Source organism: Streptomyces sp. cg40, from assembly GCF_050320165.1.
Classification (GTDB): Bacteria; Actinomycetota; Actinomycetes; order Streptomycetales; family Streptomycetaceae; genus Streptomyces; species Streptomyces hokutonensis.
Genome location: NZ_CP190128.1, coordinates 2595395 through 2614407, shown reverse-complemented (window position 1 = coordinate 2614407; position 19013 = coordinate 2595395). Strand labels below are relative to the sequence as shown.

Here is a 19013-nt window from a genome sequence, read left to right as displayed (position 1 = left end):
AGGTCCCGCGGGCGCCCCGTCAGGGCGCGGAGCCGTTGTGCCCGCGGACGAGGGCGCCGCCGACGATCAGGCGCTGGATCTCGCTCGTTCCCTCGTACAGGCGCAGCAGCCGTACGTCTCGGTAGATCCGTTCCACCGGGACGTCCCGCATGTACCCCGTGCCGCCATGGATCTGCACAGCGCGGTCGGCCACCTCCCCCGCCATCTCGGTGCAGAAGAGCTTGGCGGCGGACGGACCGATCCGCCGGTCCCGGCCGCTGACATAGGCGGCCGCCGTCTCGCGGACCAGCGCCCGGCCGGCCGCGACACCTGTGTACTGGTCGGCGAGCATGGCCTGGACGAGTTGGTGCGTACCGATGGGCACCCCGTCCTGCGTGTTCGCCGCCGCGTAGACCACCGATTCGTCGAGCGCGCGCTGGGCGGTGCCGACCGCCAGCGCCGCTATGTGGACCCGGCCGCGGGCCAGCGAGGTCATGGCTGCGCGGTACCCGGCCTGCTCGTCGCCGCCCACCAGGGACTCCTCGGGCACCCGGACGGAGTCGAATACGACATCGGCCGTCCAGGCGCCCTCCTGGCCCATCTTCGTGTCCTTCCGGCCCACTCCGACGCCTGGTGAGTCCGAGGGGACGAGAAACACCGAGATGCCCGGGTCGGCGGCGGTGCGCTCCCTGGTGCGCGCGAACACCACGAAGAGCCCCGCCACCGGGGCGTTGGTGATGAACCGCTTCTGGCCGTCGATCACCCAGCAGTCTCCGTCACGGCGTGCGGAGGTCCGGAGACCGGCCGGATTCGATCCGGCACCGGGCTCGGTGAGCGCGAACGAGGCGATGACCTCCCCGGTGGCGACAGGAGCGAGCCAGCGTTTCTTCTGGGCGCTGGTCCCGAAGTTGACCAGAACCTGGCCCGCGATGCCGTTGTTTGTTCCGAACATCGACCGGAAAGCCAGTGTGGTGTAGCCGAATTCCATCGCCAGCTCGACGTCCTGCGCCAGGTCGAGGCCGAGGCCACCCCATTCCGGCGGGATCGCGTAGCCGAAAAGTCCCATCGCGGCGGCGGCTCGGCGGATATCGTCCGGCACACGGTCCGTGGCGACGATTTCGTTTTCGCGCGGTACTACTTCGTTCCGTATGAAGTGTCGAACCTGGTGCAGAATATCCGCGAATTCATCGGGTGCAACGGTCGGTTCGCTCATAATCAACCAGCATGACAGCGGGTCACCCGGTTCCCAAGGGTGACTGGGAAATGTCATCCATGCTGGTCGGGGGATACAACGAACCAGTCGGGCTTTTGTTATCAGGGACAAGACCTATCGCGGTCGGCTCCCTTCCGACCGGAAGCGTCTAGCGTTCAGGACGACCGTGAGTACAGAGAAAGGAGCGCTCATGACCGGCGTCCTGACGACCTCTCCGCTCGATCTCCGTGCCAAGTGGGACGGACCAGTGATCGATGCGGACGTCCATGCCGTGGTTCCTTCGCTCGGCGCGCTGATGCCCTATATGTCGGACCACTGGCAGGCCTATGTCCGCGAACGCGGTTTCACCGGGCCGGTGCCCGCGGTGGAGTACACCTATCCCTCGGGTGCCCCCTCGACCGTCCGGCCCGAATGGCGGCCGGCCGACGGACGGCCCGCGGCGTCCGATGTCTCGCTCCTCAGGGCAGATCTGCTGGATCCCCTCAAGGTGGATCTCGCGATCCTCAACTGCTATTACGGCATCGACTGGATCAGGCATCCCGATGTCGGTCCCATGATCGCCCGAGCGGTGAACGACTGGATCATCCATGAGTGGCTGGACAAGGAGCCGCGTCTGCGGGCGTCGATGGTCGTCCCCGGGCACCACCCCGAGGAGATGGTCCGTGAGATCCGGCGGGTCGGCGGCCACCCCGGCTTCGTCCAGGTCATGCTGCCGGTACGGACCGACCGGCCCTGGGGCAACCGGCTCTGGCATCCGGTCATCGCCGCACTTGTCGACAAGGGCCTGGCGATGAACCTCCACTGGGGTGGGACATCGGAGTTCTCCCCGACACCGACCGGCTGGGCGTCGTGGTACGCCGAGGAGTATGCGGCGGAACAGGCCACGTACATCATGCAGTTGCTGAGCATCGTGGGGGAGGGCACCTTCCAGGCGTTCCCCGATCTGCGCGTCACCTTCCAGGAAGGCGGCTTCACCTGGCTGCCGTCCATCTGGTGGCGGATGGAGGCCAAGCGCAAGGGCGCCCGCCGGGACGTGCCCTGGCTCAATGAGCCGGTCTGGGAGCTGCTCCGCGACCGGGTCCGTTTCACGGTCGCGCCGCTGGACGCCGGACCGCCGGAGGAACTGGCGCGTATCGTGCGCTGGCTGGGCTCGGACGACATGCTGATGTTCGCCTCGGACTATCCGCACCGGCACGACGACGACATCCAGGTGCTCCTGGACGCGATGACGCCGCCGGCGCAGGAGAAGCTGATGTCGGGCAACGCCCGGGCGTTCTACCGTTTCTGATGTGAGGTCTCCAGGAGGAGACCCAAGAGTGCGGACGCCGCTGTGGCCCGGCCGCGCGGCGCCGCCTCCCGGGCGGTTCCCGCGGGTTGTCGCCTCAGCCGCCGGACGGGATGGGCTGCCCGTCCGGCGCCTGCGCGTCGCGCAGCCGGCCAAGGAGTTCGGCCACGCGCTCGCGGTAGGCCGCCGCATTTCCCAGCTTGATGTCCTCGTAGCCGCGGATCATGTCGGGCAGGGCGGCCAGTTCGACGACAACGGCCCAGTCGTCCGGCCGTCCGGCGGTCAGGGCGTCGAGGACGGCCTGCCGGTACTCCTGGACCAGGGCCCGCTCCACCCGGCGGACCTTCGCACGGCCGAACGGGTCGAGCCGGGTGCCGCGGACCGGGCGCAGCGCGTACAGCAGACGGAAACCGGGGCGGGACCAGCGCCCCAGGCCGATCTTGTGCTTCAGCCCCAGGGCCCTGAGCACCGGCGGGTGCAGCCGGTAGGAGTAGCGCGCATCCGCGCCGAACCGGGCCCGGATGTCGGTCGTCAGCTCTTGGTCCAGGCAGAGCCGGGCGACCTCGTACTCGTCCTTGTAGGCCATGAGCTTGTACAGGTTGCGGGCCACCGCCTCGGTCACCTCGGTGGCGCCCGCCTCCAGCCGACGCACGCGCTCCACGAATTCGGCGTAGCCGCGGGCGTAGGCCCGGTTCTGGTAGGCGATCAGATCCGGTATCCGGATGTCGAGCAGTCTGGCCAGCTCCGTGCCGGGCCGCGCGCCGACCAGGGCCCTTACCTCAGCGGCACCCGCCGTGTCGGGCCGGGGGGCGGAGGACGGTGCGGGGGCGGTGAGCGCGGACAGGGCGTCGGGGTCGGCCACCGACTGCCGCCCGCGCCGGAACGCCTGGATGTTGCGTCGCACGGCGGAGCCGTTCAGTTCGATGGCCCGTTCGACGGCCGCGGCGGGCAAGGGCAGCGCGCCGCTCTGGTAGGCCGCGCCGAGGAGCAGGACGTTGGCGTACTGGTCGTCGGCGAAGAGCGCTTCGGCAAGTTCCCGCGCGTCCGCGTAACAGGTCCGCGCGCTGGCCGCGTCGATCGCGGACCGTATGCCAGGCTCTTCGGGGAAGGACACCGAGGTGTCCACGATCATCCGGCCGGTCGGCACCTCGCTGGTGGACACCACCGCAGTGGTCCGAGCCGGGTCTGCGGCCTCCAGGTGCTGGGGGTCGGCGCCCACCAGTGAATCGCAGGCCAGATACAGGTCGCACTCTCCGGCGGCCAGCTTGGCGGCTTGCTCCACTACGTCCGAGGTGACCTTGAGGTCCGAGACCACCGCGCCGCCCTTCTGGGCCAGACCCGTCTGGTCGAGCGCGCGGACCTGGCGGCCGGCCACCACTGCCGCCGTGGCTACGATCTGCGCGACCGTGACGACGCCGGTGCCGCCGACCCCCGTGATCCGCACGGTGAAGTCCGTCGCGCCGGGTGTGTGCCGGGGCTCGGGAAGCTCCTGGGCGGACAGATCGGGCAGCGCCCGGCGGGCCCGGCCCTTGCCGGGCAGCACGGTGACGAACGAGGGGCAGTCGCCGTCCAGGCACGCGTAGTCGACGTTGCAGGAGGACTGGTGGATCCGGGTCTTGCGTCCGAACTCGGTGGCCACCGGCTGCACGGACAAGCAGTTCGACTTGGTTCCGCAGTCGCCGCATCCCTCGCACACCCGCTCGTTGATCACTACCCGGGCGGCCGGAGCCTGCGCCGTGCCACGGCGTCGTTTGCGCCGCTTCTCCGCGGCGCACTCCTGGTCGTGGATCAGCACGGTGACCCCAGGGGTCGCGGCCAACTCCCGCTGACTGCTGAGCAGTTCGTCGCGATGGCGGATCTCGGCGCCACGGGGCAGCGCCGCCTTGCGCAGCCGACCGGGGGCGTCGCTGGTGATGATCACCCTGGTCACGCCCTCCAGCAGGAGGAGCGATGCCACCCGCTCGACCGGCAGCGCGCCGACCGCCTGCTGGCCGCCGGTCATCGCAACCGCCGAGTTGTGGAGCAGCTTGAAGGTGATGTCGACGCCCGCGGCGACGGCCGCGCGCACGGCGAGGCTGCCAGAGTGCGTGAAAGTGCCGTCGCCGATGTTCTGCGTGAAGTGCCGGTCCTCGACGAACGGCGCCATGCCGATCCACTGGGCGCCCTCCCCGCCCATCTGGGTCAGCCCGACGACCGTGCCCACCTGCGTCGGCTCCATCAGTACCGCCATGGTGTGGCAGCCGATACCGGCGCCCACCAGCGAGCCCTGGGGCACCTTGGTCGAGGAGTTGTGCGGGCAGCCGGAGCAGAAGTACGGCGTCCTGGACAACAAGGGCAGCGAGACGCGCTCCCGGCGGCGGCGCCGCTGCCAGGCGCCGACCGGTTCGATCCCGCCGTGCGCGTCGAACCGGCGGGCCAGCGCGGCCGCGATCGTGTCCGGGCCGAGCTCGCCGATGCCGCTGAAGAGTGTCCTTCCGTCCGGCCCCGTCTTGCCGTGGACGGCCGGCGCGTCGGGCCGCCCGTAAAGGATCTCCTTGACGGCGGACTCCACGAAGGACCGCTTCTCCTCCACGACCACGATCTCGGTGAGCCCGGTCGCGAATTCCCGGACCACGGTGGGATCGACGGGATGGATGACGCCCAGCTTGAGCACCCTGATCCCGTGGCGGGCCAGGGCGTTCCCGTCCAGGCCCAGGGCGCGCAGCGCCTGCTGGAGGTCGAGGTAGGACTTGCCGGCGGCGATGACGCCGATCCGGTCGGCCGCGGTGCTCCGGGTGATCCTGTTCACCCCGCTGGCGCGCACGTACTCCAGTGCCAGCGGCAGGCGTACGGTGTGCAGGCTGCGCTCCAGTGCCGCGAGCCCGGCGCCCAGCAGATGTGCGCTGGGCCGGTGACCGTACGCGCCGGTGCCGGTCAGTGTCGGCGCACTCCAGTGCTGGGGCACCAGTGCGGTGCCGGCCGCGTCCGCGACGTTGGTGACCACCTTCATCGAGGCCCATACGCCGCTGGCCCGCGAGAGTTCCACCGCGTGCAGTCCGTACTCCAGGATGTCCTGACAGTCCGCCGGGTAGAAGATCGGTATCCCCAGGTCGGCCAGGGCGTGTTCGGAGGCGCACGGCACGGTCGAGGACTTGGCCAACGGGTCGTCGCCGACCAGTGCGACCGCGCCACCCCGGGGCTGGGTGCCGACCAGGTTGGCGTGCCGGAAGGCATCGCTCGCCCGGTCCAGGCCCGGGGACTTCCCATACCAGAGGCCCGTGACGCCGTCCGGCCGCAAGGTGCCTGCTTCCCCGGCCAGTTGGCTTCCCATCACCGAGGTCGCGGCCAGTTCCTCGTTGAGGCCGGGTCGGTGCACGATGCGGTGCTCGGCGAGCAAGGCCGACTGCCGGGCCAGCTCCAGGTCGAAGCCCGCCAGCGGCGAGCCCTCGTAGCCGGAGACGAAGGCCGCGGTGTCCCGCCCGGCGCGCCGGTCGTGCCTGATCCGGTCCAACAGCACGCGCACCAGCGCCTGGACGCCGGTCGTGTAGACCATTCCGTCCTCGTTCCGGTAGCGGTCGTCCAGAGCGAAGCCACCGCCCGTTGACGCTGTTGAAATCACCGCAGAAGACATGACGCACCGCCGCTTCTACTCACAGGAACAGGTCAGATGGCTCAAGTGCTGGAACTGCAATACGCAAGTGGGTCACAAGGATGTGCATTTGACTGGGTAGTTGGTTCAGGTGGGGGCGATTCGTAGCTGATGAAGGGCCGTCGGCACCTGTGGATGAACTGGACACAGCGCTGCTCCGCCTTCTCCTGGAGGAGCCGCGGGCGGGGATGCGGGAATACGCCCGGATCCTCGGCGCCGCCCGCGGCACGGTTCAGTCACGTCTGGCCCGGTTGGAGCGGGAGGGCATGGTTGCCGGGTGTGGTTCGGACCAAGACGGAGGTCGTCCTGAGCGAGCGGGTGCGGCAGCGCGTGCTCCCGCTGATCCTGGAGATGGGCCGGGCTCAGCAGCCGCATGAGCGCGGTCGCCGGCCACGGGACCGCTGACCCGTCGTGGCCTGTCAGTCCTGGGAGCCCCACCGCCACCGCGCCATGTCCAGGAACGGCTGCTCCGGGGAGATGGTGTTGGCCGGTTCGCCGTTCAGGTAGGTCTCGATGTCGTGCACGATCTCGCGGCCCCACTGCTCGTACAGGTCCACGGCCACATAACCGCTGTGCGGGGTGAGGACGGTGTTGCCCAGGCCGCGCAGCGGGTGGTCCTCGGGCAGCGGCTCGTCGACGAAGACATCGAGCCCGGCTCCGGCGATCGCTCCCGCTGCGAGCGCGTCGACCAGAGCGGCCTCGTCCACGATGAAGCCGCGCGAGGTGTTCACGAAATACGCCGACTTCTTCATCCTCGCGATGTCGGCGGCGGTGACGTACCCTCGGGCGCGTTCGCTCCCGAGGATGTGCACGGAGACGAAGTCCGATTCCCCGAAGAGACCCTCCCTGGTGGCGAGTTCCACCCCGACCTCCGCACAGCGTTCGGCGGTGAGGTTCTCGCTCCAGGCAGTCACCCGCATGCCGAACGCCTGCGCCACCCGTGCCGCGCGGCTGCCGATGCGGCCGAGTCCGACAAGTCCCAGGGTGCGCCCGTAGAGTTGGGGACCGATCAGATGGTCCCACCGCCCCGCTTTGATCGCCCGGTCCTGTGCGGGGATCCTGCGTGCCGCCGCGAGCAGGAGCGCCCAGGTCATCTCCACGGTCGAGTCGACGCTGTAGCAGCTCGCCGACACGGTGACCCCGTGCTCGGCCAGTGCCGTGAGGTCCAGCGCGGCGTTCCCGGGGCCGGTGGTCACCAGCAGCCGGAGGTTGGGCAGGCGCCGTACCAAGTCCCTTGTGATGGGAGTGCGTTCGCGCATCGCGACGATGATCTCGAACGGTTCCAGGCGATGCGCCAGTTCGCCGACGTCGCTGATGTGCGGGACGGGCGTGACCGATATCCGGTCGCCGAGCCTGCTCCACGGCCACAGGGCGACGGTCTCGCCCTCGAAGTCGTCGAGCGATGCCACTTTGGTTGTCATCGTTCTCCTCTCGGACCGTCGGGTGCTGTCACGGCTGGGCCTTCGCGGTGTCGGCGGGCAGCGGGACCGCCCAGGTGGCGGCGTGGAAGACCAGGTCCTCGATATCGCTTCGGCCTCGGGGATAGCCCGCGTCGCCCGCCGTGTCGCGCGGCAGTGGGTGGCGGAAGGTCCAGTCGTTGACGACCGTCCGGTTGGCGATGAGCCAGGGGCCGCCGCGACGCTCGAAGAGGTCCAGATAGCGTCCCCCGAACATGGCGACCACGTCGAGGTCGGCCTTCGGCCGGTAGGCGGCGATGAAGTACGTCTCCACCCGCGCGCTGTCACCGTCCAGCTCGATGAGCATGTTGCCCAGCAGATGCTGGATCCCCTCGGCCGTTGACGGCATCCGCGCGACATGAGCAGTCGCGAAGGCGTGCGAGGGACCGTCGTACCTGCCGTGCCGGTCATGGGCGTCGGGGTGGTAGGCGGAGCGGATCAGGTCCTCGTCGGCGCGGTCGACGCCACGGCAGTAGCGGAACAGGGCGTCGCGGATCTCGGCGCGGGCGAGTTCGTCCCGTACCGCGGCCACTTCGGATACCGAAAGCTGCGTCATGCTGACCTCCTCGTGTGTGGTCGGTGCGGGAATGCCGGTGCGGCGCCGGCGAACCCGCGCCGACACCGGTCGTCTCAGCCGGCGACGATCGTGTTCTCGATGCTGCCGAGCCCTTCGATCTCGACGCGCACCCGCTGCCCGGGCTGGAGCCACCGCGGATCGGTCATCTCCGCGGCGGTGCCGGCCGGGGTTCCGGTGAGCAGCAGATCGCCCTGCCGGACGGCGATGGTCTTGCCGATGTAGTCGACGATCTCGGGTATCCGCACGATCATCTCCGCGGTGCTTCCGTCCTGGCGCAGCTCGTCGTCGACCCAGGTGCGCAACCGCAGCGCGTACGGATCCGGTATCTCGTCGGCCGTGGTGATCCACGGGCCCCAGGGACAGAAGGTGTCGCCGCCCTTGTGCCGGGTCAGCTGCCAGCGGTCCCCCACGTCGCGGGCCGAGATGTCATTGGCGACCGCGTAGCCGACGGGGCGACCGCCGGGGCCCAGCACCGCCATCAGCTCGCCCTCGTAGTCCAGGCTCCTGATCTCCGGTGGCCGCACCACGGGGTCGGACGGTCCGACCGGGCTGCCCGGTCCCTTCAGCAGGCAGGGAATCTCGCCGGGTGCCAGCCAGTCGGGCATTTTCCCGACCTTCGCGGCGGCGTCGACATGTGCCTTGTAGTTGGCGCCCACCATGAACACCGCACGCGGTCGGAAAGGGGCGAGTAGCCGTACGTCCGTGAGCGCGAATTCCGGCCCGCGGGCGACGGGCCGATCCGCCGTCGCCAGAATGTCCGCGACCGAGGGGTTGCCGTCGAAGCTCACCACCACCCCGTCCCGGACATCTCCACTGCGCGGGCCGGACTCACCGGGGGCGACGAATGTCGCAAGTCGCATGACCGAATCCTCATTGAATCGAAGGTGTGCTGAATAATGCGTTGCCGGCTCCCGGCCGCACAACAGATCGACCGTATATGGGAACGGCGGACAAGGACCGCCGCCGAAATGTGTACGCGGCTACAATCCCCGGGCCTTTTTCACGGCCGGTGTCCGGCGAATCCGGGAAGGAGCTGGACGGTGGAGCCCTGAAGTTCACGGAGCGACGAACACCCCAGCAGCGCCATCGCGTTGTCGATCTCGCGCCGGTAGACGCCGAGTACACCCGTGACGCCGGCCTCGCCCCCGACGGCCAGCCCGAACAGGTACGGACGCCCCACCAGCACGCCGCGGGCGCCGAGCGCGAGTGCCTTCACCACATCCGTGCCCCGGCGGAAGCCGCTGTCGACATAGACCTCCGCGCGTCCGGCGACCGCCGCGACCACCTCGGGCAGGATCTCGATGGAGGACAGCACTCCGTCGAGCTGGCGGCCTCCGTGGTTGGACACCACGAAGGCGTCGGCGCCCAGCCCGATCATGAGATCGCACTCGTCACCGCGGTGCACTCCCTTGATCACCATGGGGCCGGACCAGCGGTCCCGGATGAACGCGATCTCCGGCGCGGACACCGACCGGGCGGTGGCCGCGATGGCCTGCCCGGCCTCGGAGACGGAGCGGCCGCGTCGCGCGAAGTCGTTGTCGACGCCCTTCATGCCCTGGAATCCGCGCCCGGCGCCGCCGAGCAGGAAGTCCAGGGCCCAGCGGGGGCGCAGCGCGCCGTGCGCGAGCATGGCCGGGGTCACCCGCAAGGGGACGCTGATCCGGTTTCTGCGGTCCCGTTCCCGGTTGCCGCCGACCGTGCCGTCGATGGTGACGCAGAGCGCGCTGTACCCGGCCGCCTTCGCCCGGTCGATGAGCTCGGCGCAGGCCTGCCGGTCGGCCGGAGGGTAGAGCTGGAACCACTTCGGGCCGTTCGATGCCTGGGCCACCTCCTCCAGCGGAAAGCTGGTGACCGTGCTCACGCCGTACACGACCCCGGCCGCCGCGGCAGCGCGGGCCACCGCCAACTCCGCGGAACGGTGGGCCATGCGCGCGAAACCGGCCGGATCGAGCAGCACGGGCAGGGACACGTGCTCGCCCAGGACCGTGGTCGAAAGGTCGCGTTCGCCCGCGTCGCCCAGGGAGCGGGGCCGCAGCGCGATCTGGTCGAAAGCCTCCCGGTTGCGTCGCAGGGTGCGCTCGTCGGCAGCGCCGCCGTCAATGATGTCGAAGACCGGTTTCGGTAGGCGGCGCTTCGCTGCGGCTCGATAGTCGTCAATATTGAGAATCACTGGTTTCCACCTCTCGGTCCGCGGGGTCCCGCACACGAAAAATCGTCGGCAGTATTCCTCGTGTGCTGATCGAGTCGCGCACAACTCAAAGTCTGCGCAGATGCCTTGACGCGACCTGCGCGATATTGCAGTGTGGCCCGTCGACAACCCCGAAAAGAATGGATGACTGATGAGTCGAAATATCGCCCTTGTCTTTCTGGAGCCGCTTGCGGATCAGTCCGAGCGCTTCGAATCCTGGCTGACCGGAGATTTCCTTCCCGGGATTCTCGATGTGCCGGGGGTGGAGAGTGCCCAGCAGTTCGTGGCGCGAGCCGAGTTCCTCGCATTTCCGCCACCGCCCGGCAGCACGGCCGTGCTGGCCGAACTGAGCGTGGCTGCCACCGGCGTGGCCGCCGTCGTGGACTCGCTGACCGGCCTGCTGGAGCCCGGGCGGCTGGACACCGCCGCCGATCCCGGGCGGACACGGGTTCATGTGCTGGAGGAGTTCCGCCCGGAGCTGCGCGTCGAAGGTCTCCCGGCGGGATTCCGGGAACGGCACCCCAGGGACCTGCTCGTCTTCTTCCTCGCCCCGGTGGCCGGCAGGGAGGAGGAGTACCACGAGTGGTACGACCGGGCGCACATCCGCGACGGGCTGACCCTTGCCGGGTTCGCCACCGGCCAGCGCTTCCGCTCCCGTTCCGCCGTACCCGCCGGTGGCGCCGACTCCGCGGGACCGTTCGCCGCCCTCTACGAGATCTACGGCGAGGACCTCGACACCGCGATCCGGGCGGCCAGGGACTCGGCCGGGACGCACGAGCAGAGCACGGCGGCCGACACCGCGACCATGAGGGCCTACGCCCTCAGCTCGGTGCGGCCTCCCGTACGCCGAAGCGGCCGCCGGGCGGCCGCGGCCGAACCCGGCCGGGCCGGTTGACCGCCCCGCCCGCCCTGCGGCCACCGTCACGATCATCACCGCACCTCTCCGGCTCCGCCCGCGGTTGCTCCAACGCCCGGGAGGACGCGGAAGGTCATGTAAGTCGGGCTTCCCGCGCGGGTCAACGAACGCGCCACCGCGCCCGGCTTCTTGGTGGAAGCCCACCAGGATCGGCCCCGCGCGGTTGTCCACCGGAACAAGACCTGTTCGCGGCAGCGTGGCCGCCAGGAAGCCGCGGTTATGGTCGCCGCAAGCCGAACAGCACGTCCTCCCGGCGGACGGTGCCGAGCCCTGTCCGCCGGGACGACCGAGACCCGCGCAGATGTCTTTCCGGCGCTGGCCCCACACGATGCCGCTTACCGTGCGGAGCTCGCGCCGCCAGGTCGTATGGGCGGTCCACCGCACGAAGACCGGCCCGAAGCCGGTGACCTCAGAAAGCGAGCACCGTAGTGTTCATGCCCAAACCGGACCGGCCGCCGGGCAGCTCGCCGGCCGACCGCCTCATGGCCGGGCGGCGGGCACGGATCGCCGGGTTTCGCGACGGACACACCGCGAGCGCGACCGCTCCGGCCCGGTCCGGCGCGGGCATCCCCAGCCCGCTCGAACAACTGCTGGCCAAGGGGCGTCTGCGGGCCACGCTGGCGATGCTCGGCCCGGCTTTCGTCGCCGCGATCGCCTACGTCGACCCCGGCAATTTCGCAACCAACCTGCAAGCCGGCGCGCAGTACGGCTACTTGCTGCTGTGGGTGGTGCTGCTGGCGAACCTGATCGCGATGCCGATCCAGTACCTGTCGGCGAAACTCGGGATCGTCACTGATCACGACCTTCCCGAACTGGTCCGCGAGCACTACCCGCGTCCGGTCGTGTGGGGCTTGTGGGCACAGGCGGAACTGATGGCGATGTCCACCGACATCGCCGAGTTCCTCGGCGCCGCGATCGGGCTGAACCTGCTCTTCGGGGTGCCGATGCTCCCCGCAGGACTGATCACCGGGGTGATCGCGTTCGCCGTCCTGGAACTGCAACGACACGGCTACCGCCGTTTCGAGCTCGCCATCGCCGCGCTGCTGGGCATCATCCTCGCCGGCTTCCTGTACGAGACGCTGCGTATCGGCCCGACGGGGCACGACTCACTGCGCGGGCTCGTGCCGGGCCTGGACGGCTCCAACTCGCTGTATCTGGCGGTCGGCATCGTCGGGGCCACCGTGATGCCACACGCCATCTACCTTCATTCGGCGTTGACCAGGGGCCGCATGGCCTGCCGAGACGACGCCGAGCGACGGCGGGTGCTGCGGTTCGAACGGCTCGACGTGATCATCGCCCTCGGACTCGCCGGGCTGGTGAACATGGCCATGCTCGCCGTCGCCGCCAAGCTCTTCCATGAACGGGGCCTCGCCGATCTGACCACTCTCCAGCAGGCGCACGAGGAGTTCGGCCGCCTCGCGGGCGGCACCGCGGCACTCGCGTTCGCCGTCGCGCTCCTTGCCTCCGGCGCCTCTTCGGCGAGCGTCGGCACCTATGCCGGGCAGGTGGTCATGGGCGGCTTCCTCGACATCCGCATACCGCTGCTCCTTCGACGAGCGATCACCATGGCTCCCGCCATCGCCGTCCTGGCGGCCGGCCTGAACCCCACCGACGCCCTCGTCCTGAGCCAGGTCGTGCTGTCCTTCGGCATTCCCTTCGCCCTGGCACCACTGGTCGCCCTGACCTCCCGGCGGGACGTCATGGGCGTCCATGCCAATCGTCGTCCCACCGTCGTCTTCGCCTGGAGCTGCGTCGCCCTGATCACCGTGCTCAACTCCCTGCTGATCCGCCAACAGTTCTTCGGCGGCTGAGCCCGTATGAGCACGGAACCCCACTCACGCGGCGCCCCCGCCCCACCAGGAAGATGCCCATCGCTCCACAGGAACCGTCGTACGCAAGGAGTCTGTGATGACCGCGAGTTCGTTTCACTCGGCCTCCGGCACGTTGGCCGTCGTCGGTGGGCTCGGCGCCGCGTACATGGTTCTCTACAAGATCGCTCTGCGCCACGTGGACCGGGACCTGATCCCGCGCTCCGCCCTGCCCCGGGTGCGCTGGTGGAGTGACCACGCGTCGCACGTGCTCTGGGTGAGTGCGGTCCTGGCCGTCCTCGGTCTCGCCGGCTACGTGAGCAGTTAGCCGATGACGGACCCGGCGCGGTGCGCGGCTCGACAGAGCGCGTCAAGTATTCGCGGAACCAAGGAGGATCACCATGACCGGTCGTCTCAGTGGCAAAGTCGCCGTCATCACCGGAGGGGCCAGCGGGATAGGCCTGGCCGCCTCGGAGCTGTTCGTCTCCGAGGGCGCGAAGGTCGTCGTCGCCGACATTTCGGACGAGGCCGGCGAGAAGCTCCAGGCCAGGTGCGAGGGTTCTCTGGTCTTCCAGCACACGGACGTCACCGAGGAGGGGGACATCGCGGCTGTCGTGGAGACCGCGGTCCGCGAGTTCGGAAAACTGGACGTGATGTACAACAACGCCGGTGGCTCGCCCGACGTACACAACCTGTTCGAACTCGGCTCCGCCGCGTTCGACAAGACGATCGCCCTGAACACCCGGGCCGTGGTCATGGGACACAAACATGCCGGACTTCAGTTCCGGAAGCAGGGCACAGGCGGATCCATCGTCACCACGGTGAGCGCCGCCGGTATGCAGGGCAACGCCGGTGAAGCCGCCTATGCGATCGCGAAGCACGGTGTGGTCGGGATCATCCAGCAAGCGGTGCACGAGTTCGGCCCCCACGGCATCCGGTCCAACGGCATCTCGCCGGGCACCATCCTCACCCCGCTCATCGGGCGTACCTTCGGTGTGGCCGAAGACCGTATCAAGGACTTCAACGACTTCCTCGACGAGCGGTCCGCGTCCTGGTCACCGATGCGCCGCCTGGGCCGGCCGATCGACATCGCCGAGGCCGCCCTCTGGTTCGCCAGCGACGCGTCCACATGGGTGACGGGTACGGTTCTGCCGGTCGACGGCGGCCAGACCAGCGCGTTCGGAGGCCGTAAGTTCGCCGACATCGTGATCGAGGCGGCGGAGGAGTTCGCCAAGAAGTAGTCGGCCTGTCGGGCGAGGGTGGGGCTTCGTAGCCTCGGCACCCCGGGCGCCTCGCACAGCGGCACGTCGTACGCGATCTGTGTTCCGCTGCTCTCCGACGGCGCGGGCCATGCGAACGCCGGTGCGGCCGACTGGCACGTCCGGCTCACCGCCGACGGCCGCACCCTCTCCGACCGGCGAATGGACCCCTGCGATCTGGGAGTTCAGGACGGACTGCCGACGAAGAAGGCCGCCTACCGGCTCAGCATCGACGCCACCCGTCCCGGGAAGGACTTCAGCGTCGGCACCAGGGCCTCGGCGGTCTGGACGTTCACCGCGGACCACGTCCCCGGCACCCAGCTCGCGCACTTCCCGCTGTCGGTGGTCCGCTTCACCCCGAAGCTGAGCCTGACCAGCACGGCGAAGGCGGGTGCCCGCCTCACCGTCCCGGTCGGCATCCAGGGGCCGACGGCGGCCGCACCTGGAAGCGCGTCACCGTGAGCACCGGCGCGAACGGCAAGCGCTCCGTGACCCTCACCAGCCCGGCCAAGTCCGGCACGGTGAGCCTGAAAGCGACGCTGACGGACACCAAGGGGAACACGATGACCGAGACGCTCGTGAACGCCTACCGCACGGTCCGATAGGTCCGTCAGGTATGGGGGACCGGCACCGGCGGCCAGACGTCCGGTGCCAGGATCCCCTCCACGTAGGCGCGAGCGACCAGGGCCGCCTTGCCGGACACGTTCCAGCGGCGGGAGAGCTGCTTGAGGTGGTAGTTGACCCCGTCCGCGGTGAGGCCGACGGCCGAGGCGGTCTGTGCCGCCGTGGCGCCGCCCGCCGTCAGGGCGAGGATGCGGGCCTCGGTGTCGTCCAGCGTGGCGGCGGCCGTTGCGGGTGAGCGAGGTTCCTCCTCCGCCACCCGCACGATGACCAGCAGGTTCGGCTCGTCGGTGGAGGTGTCGTCGACCAGGTCGACGCTCACGTCCCCACGCCGCTCGATCCCGTCGGCGGTGATCCAGTGGACGGCGACCGGGTAGCGCGACCGACGGTGCAGGCGGATGGCCTCGGCGATCGAGCGGAGTTGGTCCCTGGCGTCCATGTGGAACAGGTCGAGGGCGCTGTGCCCGCGCAACGATCCCGCGAGTCGTCCCCATTCGGCGGCCAGCGCGGGGTTCGCCCGCAGGATCGTGCCGTCGGCCGTGCAGAACGCGGCGGGCAGCGGGATGCGGTCGAACAGGCCGGTGGCGCGGTTGCGCCAGAAGACGGCCGCCGCGCTGTCCGGCACCGGGGCAGGGGTGGCCGCAAGGCCGTACGGGCCGTGCTCCCCACAGTCCATTCGGTCCTCCTTCACATGCGGCGCCACTCCGGGCGCCAGGCTGACGACATGACAAGTCCCAACGCCGGGTGTCGGCTACCAGTTCTGGTAGGAGAGGGCCTCCGAGACCCCCCGCGCGGCGCGAGGGTGGGAGGAGGCCGCCCGCATCGGCGGCCGCCCCAACAGCCTTGCACGCAGAGGGAAGCCCCATATGACCGAGGTCATCATCCCGCCGCACACCGAGACCCGCGACGGCCTGCCCGTCGTCGATCTCGCCGCCTCCCCCCTCCCCGCCGGCCCGCCCGTGCTGGCGAACATGGCGCGGGCCAGAACGTACGGCCCCGCCTACTTCCAGCGCATCGGCGGCTTCGACGTGCTCTTCGCCGGCAGCCTCGACCTGGTCACCGAACTCGCCGACGAACAGCGGTTCGCGAAGTTCGTCGGCCCGGCACTGGTCAACGTCCGCGAGTTCGCGGGCGACGGCCTGTTCACCGCCTTCAACGACGAGCCGAACTGGGCCAAGGCCCACGATCTGCTCATGCCGGCCTTCGCCCTCGGGTCGATGCGCCGCTACCACCCGGTCATGCTGCGCGTGGCCCGCCGTCTGCTCGACGCCTGGGACCGTCACGCGGCCGCCGGCACACCGGTCGACGTGGCCGACGACATGACCCGGATGACGCTGGACACCATCGGCCTGGCCGGGTTCGGCTTCGACTTCGGCTCCTTCGACAGCGACCGCCCGCATCCGTTCGTCGGCGCGATGGTGCGCTGTCTGACCTGGGCGATGACGAGGACACCGGGCGGGGACGACGAGGCGTTCCGCGCCGATGCCGCCTACCTGGCCTCCGTCGTGGACGAGGTCATCGCCGCGCGCACCGCCGAACCGCAGGCCGAGGCCGACGACCTGCTCGGGCTGATGCTGAGCGCCCGGCACCCGTCCGACGGCACGACGCTGGACCGGGCCAACATCCGCAACCAGGTCATCACCTTCCTGATCGCCGGCCACGAGACGACGTCCGGCACCCTCGCCTTCGCGCTGTACTTCCTCTCCCAGCATCCCGAGGTCCTGCACCGGGTGCAGCGGGAGGTGGACGAGCTGTGGGGCGACACGGCCGACCCCGAGCCGACGTACGAGGACGTCGGCCGGCTGCGCTACACCCGCCAGGTGCTGAACGAGACCCTGCGCCTGTGGCCGGCCGCCCCCGGATTCGGCCGGCAGGCCCTCAAGGACACGGTGATCGGCGACGGAGTCCGGATGCGGGCAGACGCGCCCGCCCTGGTGTCGATCCCGATGCTGCACCGCGACCCGGTGTGGGGCGACAACCCGGACCTCTTCGACCCCTCCCGCTTCGATCCGGAGGTGGAGGCGGCCCGCTCCCCGCACGCGTTCAAGCCGTTCGGCACCGGTGAACGCGCCTGCATCGGGCGGCAGTTCGCGCTGCACGAGGCCACCATGCTGCTGGGCATGCTGGCCCATCGCTACCGCCTGATCGACCGCGACCGCTACGAGCTCACCATCAAGCAGACGCTCACGATCAAGCCCGACGGCTTCACTCTGAGCCTCGTTCCGCGCACGCCTGACGTGCGTGCCGCACGGTCCACCGTGACCACTCCCGTGGCCGACGGCTCCCTGCCCGCGCGCGTGAAGCAGGGCACGGGTCTTCTGCTGCTGCATGGCTCCAACTACGGTGCCTGCCGGGACTTCGCGAACCGACTGGCGCTCTCCGCAGGGGAGTTGGGCTGCGAGACCGAGGTGGCGCCGCTCGACGCATACGCCGGCGCACTGCCCCTCGACCGGACCCTGGTCATCACGGCGGCCTCCTACAACGGGCAGCCCACCGACGACGCGGCCGCCTTCGTACGGTGGCTGGAGAGCGCCGAGCCGGGCGCGGCGAACGGAGTGACGTACGCCGTGCTGGGCATCGGCGACCGCAACTGGGCGGCCACCTACCAGCGCATCCCCACCCTCATCGACCGGCGGCTCGCCGAACTCGGCGGCACCCGGCTGCTGGAGCGCGCCGAGGGCGACGCGTCCGGTGATCTCGCGGGCGCGGTACGGCAGTTCACGGACCGGATGCGTACCGCACTCCTGGCACACGCGGGCGATCCGGGATCCGTCGGCGGTGGTGCTCCTCCGGAGAAGTCCGGATACCTCGTGACCGAGGTGACCGGCGCCCCGCGCGACGCCCTCGCCGCCCGCCACGGCATGACCGCGCTGACCGTGACCGAGGCCAGGAGCCTGACGGCGCCCGACTACCCGCGCGTCAAACGGTTCGTGCGGGTGGCGCTCCCGCCGGGGCAGACCTACCGGACCGCCGATCACCTGGCCGTGCTGCCGGCCAACGATCCGGCCCTGGTCGAGCGCGCCGCCAAGCTGCTGGGCGCCGACCTCGACACCGTCCTCAACATCACGTCGGCACGCACCCGTCCCGACGGTCTCGCCCTCGACCGGCCGGTGACCGTACGGGAGTTGCTCACCCACCATGTCGAACTCCAGGACCGGCCGACCGCCGACCAGCTGCGCACCCTGGCGGCCGCCAACCCTTGCCCGCCCGAACAGCGGGCTCTGACGGCCCTGGCGGAGGACGAGCAGGCCCTGGCCGCCGACCCGCGCACCCTCCTCGACGTCATCGAGGACAACCCGGCCCTGCGAGAGGCCTTGACCTGGCCGGTCGTCCTCGACCTGCTGCCACCGATCCGCCCGCGCACCTACTCGGCCTCCTCCTCGCCGGACACCGCCCCGGACCACGTCGATCTGATGGTTTCGCTGCTGGAGGCACCGGCCCGCTCGGGGCGCGGAACCTACCGGGGCACCGGCTCCGGGCACCTGAACGCCGTCCGGCCCGGCGATGTCGTACTGGCCCGGCTTCAGCCCTGCCGGGAGGCCTTCCGTATCACGCACGACGACACTCCGGTGATCATGATCGCCGGGGGCACCGGGCTCGCCCCCTTCCGCGGGGCGATCGCCGACCGCCGTAGCCTCGCCGAGGCGGGATCGCGACTCGCCCCGGCCCTCTGCTACTTCGGCTGTGACGGACCCGATGTGGACTACCTCCATGCCGAGGAACTGCGGGCCGCCGAGGACGCGGGAGCGGTCTCCATGCGGCCGGTCTTCAGCGAGAAACCGGCGAACGGCCTGCGGTTCGTGCAGCACCGGATCGCCACGGAGGCCGACGAGGTCTGGGAGCTGCTGGGAGCCGGAGCCAAGGTCTACGTCTGCGGTGACGGCCGTCATATGGCGCCCGGTGTCCGCGAGGCCTTCCGGAGCCTGTACGCGCAGCGCACGCCCGGTGCTGATGGGACGGCAGCCGAGGAATGGCTGCGGAACCTGATGGGCCAGGGCCGGTACGTCGAGGACGTCTACGTGGGCTGATCCCTCCCGCCACGGTGCCGGGTCGCGTGCTTCGGGCGCGGCCCGGCACGCGAG

16 protein-coding genes and 1 pseudogene are annotated in these 19013 nt (G+C 70.1%); 10 read left to right on the top strand and 7 right to left on the bottom strand.

Translation table 11 applies throughout. The features are described from left to right. Positions 1 to 19 precede the first annotated feature (19 nt). A complete protein-coding gene (locus tag ACQHII_RS11550) occupies positions 20 to 1192 on the bottom strand; it encodes an acyl-CoA dehydrogenase family protein (RefSeq protein ID WP_427919212.1) in 1173 nt (390 codons plus the stop codon). A 190-nt stretch (positions 1193 to 1382) separates the two neighbouring features. Between ACQHII_RS11550 and ACQHII_RS11545 the strand changes: the two genes are divergently transcribed. Continuing rightward, positions 1383 to 2480, top strand: coding sequence for an amidohydrolase family protein (locus ACQHII_RS11545; RefSeq protein ID WP_427919211.1), 1098 nt, complete (start codon positions 1383 to 1385; stop codon positions 2478 to 2480). Between the two features lie 94 nt (positions 2481 to 2574). On the opposite strand, the gene ACQHII_RS11540 is transcribed toward ACQHII_RS11545, so the two are convergent. Further along, positions 2575 to 6087 carry an indolepyruvate ferredoxin oxidoreductase family protein gene (locus tag ACQHII_RS11540; protein ID WP_427919210.1) on the bottom strand — a complete coding sequence of 1171 codons (3513 nt, stop codon included), beginning with the start codon at positions 6085 to 6087 and terminating at the stop codon, positions 2575 to 2577. A 149-nt stretch (positions 6088 to 6236) separates the two neighbouring features. Between ACQHII_RS11540 and ACQHII_RS11535 the strand changes: the two are divergent. Then, a pseudogene (locus ACQHII_RS11535) lies at positions 6237 to 6389 on the top strand (winged helix-turn-helix transcriptional regulator); the annotation flags it as partial. Next, on the top strand, positions 6385 to 6510 hold the full coding sequence (locus ACQHII_RS11530; protein ID WP_427925566.1) for a hypothetical protein: 126 nt from the start codon (positions 6385 to 6387) through the stop codon (positions 6508 to 6510). The pseudogene ACQHII_RS11535 and the gene ACQHII_RS11530, both read left to right, overlap by 5 nt. A gap of 14 nt (positions 6511 to 6524) precedes the next feature. On the opposite strand, the gene ACQHII_RS11525 is transcribed toward ACQHII_RS11530, so the two are convergent. The 4 genes from ACQHII_RS11525 to ACQHII_RS11510 all read right to left on the bottom strand — a co-directional run bounded on the left by ACQHII_RS11525 (position 6525) and on the right by ACQHII_RS11510 (position 10309). After that, entirely contained in the window at positions 6525 to 7526 is a 1002-nt protein-coding gene (locus ACQHII_RS11525; protein WP_427919209.1) for a D-2-hydroxyacid dehydrogenase family protein, read from the bottom strand. Between the two features lie 28 nt (positions 7527 to 7554). Next, positions 7555 to 8118, bottom strand: a complete 564-nt coding sequence (locus tag ACQHII_RS11520) for a nuclear transport factor 2 family protein (RefSeq protein ID WP_427919208.1) — start codon at positions 8116 to 8118, stop codon at positions 7555 to 7557. A gap of 74 nt (positions 8119 to 8192) precedes the next feature. Then, positions 8193 to 8999, bottom strand: coding sequence for a fumarylacetoacetate hydrolase family protein (locus tag ACQHII_RS11515; RefSeq protein ID WP_427919207.1), 807 nt, complete (start codon positions 8997 to 8999; stop codon positions 8193 to 8195). A gap of 140 nt (positions 9000 to 9139) precedes the next feature. Further along, a complete protein-coding gene (locus tag ACQHII_RS11510; protein ID WP_427919206.1) occupies positions 9140 to 10309 on the bottom strand; it encodes an alpha-hydroxy acid oxidase in 1170 nt (389 codons plus the stop codon). Between the two features lie 169 nt (positions 10310 to 10478). On the opposite strand from ACQHII_RS11510, the gene ACQHII_RS11505 reads away from it, so the two are divergent. The 6 genes from ACQHII_RS11505 to ACQHII_RS11480 all read left to right on the top strand — a co-directional run bounded on the left by ACQHII_RS11505 (position 10479) and on the right by ACQHII_RS11480 (position 14915). Next, positions 10479 to 11222, top strand: a complete 744-nt coding sequence (locus tag ACQHII_RS11505) for a hypothetical protein (RefSeq protein WP_427919205.1) — start codon at positions 10479 to 10481, stop codon at positions 11220 to 11222. Positions 11223 to 11677: 455 nt separating this feature from the next. Next, positions 11678 to 13054, top strand: coding sequence for an Nramp family divalent metal transporter (locus ACQHII_RS11500; RefSeq protein WP_427919204.1), 1377 nt, complete (start codon positions 11678 to 11680; stop codon positions 13052 to 13054). A 97-nt stretch (positions 13055 to 13151) separates the two neighbouring features. Beyond that, positions 13152 to 13379 (top strand): hypothetical protein, encoded by a 228-nt coding sequence (locus ACQHII_RS11495; protein ID WP_427919203.1) that lies wholly within the window; start codon positions 13152 to 13154, stop codon positions 13377 to 13379. Positions 13380 to 13452: 73 nt separating this feature from the next. Next, positions 13453 to 14292: an SDR family NAD(P)-dependent oxidoreductase gene (locus ACQHII_RS11490; protein WP_427919202.1), complete on the top strand. Its 840-nt coding sequence runs from the start codon at positions 13453 to 13455 to the stop codon at positions 14290 to 14292. Positions 14293 to 14310: 18 nt separating this feature from the next. Further along, positions 14311 to 14772: a hypothetical protein gene (locus ACQHII_RS11485; protein ID WP_427919201.1), complete on the top strand. Its 462-nt coding sequence runs from the start codon at positions 14311 to 14313 to the stop codon at positions 14770 to 14772. Continuing rightward, positions 14769 to 14915, top strand: coding sequence for a hypothetical protein (locus tag ACQHII_RS11480; RefSeq protein ID WP_427919200.1), 147 nt, complete (start codon positions 14769 to 14771; stop codon positions 14913 to 14915). Before ACQHII_RS11485 ends, ACQHII_RS11480 begins: the two co-directional genes overlap by 4 nt. A gap of 5 nt (positions 14916 to 14920) precedes the next feature. Here the strand turns inward: ACQHII_RS11480 and ACQHII_RS11475 are convergent, their stop codons facing one another. After that, the gene (locus tag ACQHII_RS11475) at positions 14921 to 15607 is read right to left on the bottom strand and encodes a PAS domain-containing protein (RefSeq protein WP_427919199.1); all 687 of its coding nucleotides are present in this window, start codon (positions 15605 to 15607) and stop codon (positions 14921 to 14923) included. Between the two features lie 190 nt (positions 15608 to 15797). On the opposite strand from ACQHII_RS11475, the gene ACQHII_RS11470 reads away from it, so the two are divergent. Continuing rightward, entirely contained in the window at positions 15798 to 18959 is a 3162-nt protein-coding gene (locus tag ACQHII_RS11470) for a bifunctional cytochrome P450/NADPH--P450 reductase (protein WP_427919198.1), read from the top strand. Positions 18960 to 19013 lie beyond the last annotated feature (54 nt).

Excerpts from the sequence above, each read along its gene's own strand:
- ACQHII_RS11515 (WP_427919207.1), bottom strand. The coding sequence starts at position 8,999 with ATGCGACTTGCGACATTCGTCGCCCCCGGTGAGTCCGGCCCGCGCAGT.
- ACQHII_RS11545 (WP_427919211.1), top strand. The coding sequence starts at position 1,383 with ATGACCGGCGTCCTGACGACCTCTCCGCTCGATCTCCGTGCCAAGTGG.
- ACQHII_RS11550 (WP_427919212.1), bottom strand. The coding sequence starts at position 1,192 with ATGAGCGAACCGACCGTTGCACCCGATGAATTCGCGGATATTCTGCAC.
- ACQHII_RS11540 (WP_427919210.1), bottom strand. The coding sequence starts at position 6,087 with ATGTCTTCTGCGGTGATTTCAACAGCGTCAACGGGCGGTGGCTTCGCT.
- ACQHII_RS11490 (WP_427919202.1), top strand. The coding sequence starts at position 13,453 with ATGACCGGTCGTCTCAGTGGCAAAGTCGCCGTCATCACCGGAGGGGCC.
- ACQHII_RS11520 (WP_427919208.1), bottom strand. The coding sequence starts at position 8,118 with ATGACGCAGCTTTCGGTATCCGAAGTGGCCGCGGTACGGGACGAACTC.
- ACQHII_RS11505 (WP_427919205.1), top strand. The coding sequence starts at position 10,479 with ATGAGTCGAAATATCGCCCTTGTCTTTCTGGAGCCGCTTGCGGATCAG.
- ACQHII_RS11470 (WP_427919198.1), top strand. The coding sequence starts at position 15,798 with ATGACCGAGGTCATCATCCCGCCGCACACCGAGACCCGCGACGGCCTG.
- ACQHII_RS11495 (WP_427919203.1), top strand. The coding sequence starts at position 13,152 with ATGACCGCGAGTTCGTTTCACTCGGCCTCCGGCACGTTGGCCGTCGTC.
- ACQHII_RS11475 (WP_427919199.1), bottom strand. The coding sequence starts at position 15,607 with ATGGACTGTGGGGAGCACGGCCCGTACGGCCTTGCGGCCACCCCTGCC.
- ACQHII_RS11500 (WP_427919204.1), top strand. The coding sequence starts at position 11,678 with ATGCCCAAACCGGACCGGCCGCCGGGCAGCTCGCCGGCCGACCGCCTC.
- ACQHII_RS11525 (WP_427919209.1), bottom strand. The coding sequence starts at position 7,526 with ATGACAACCAAAGTGGCATCGCTCGACGACTTCGAGGGCGAGACCGTC.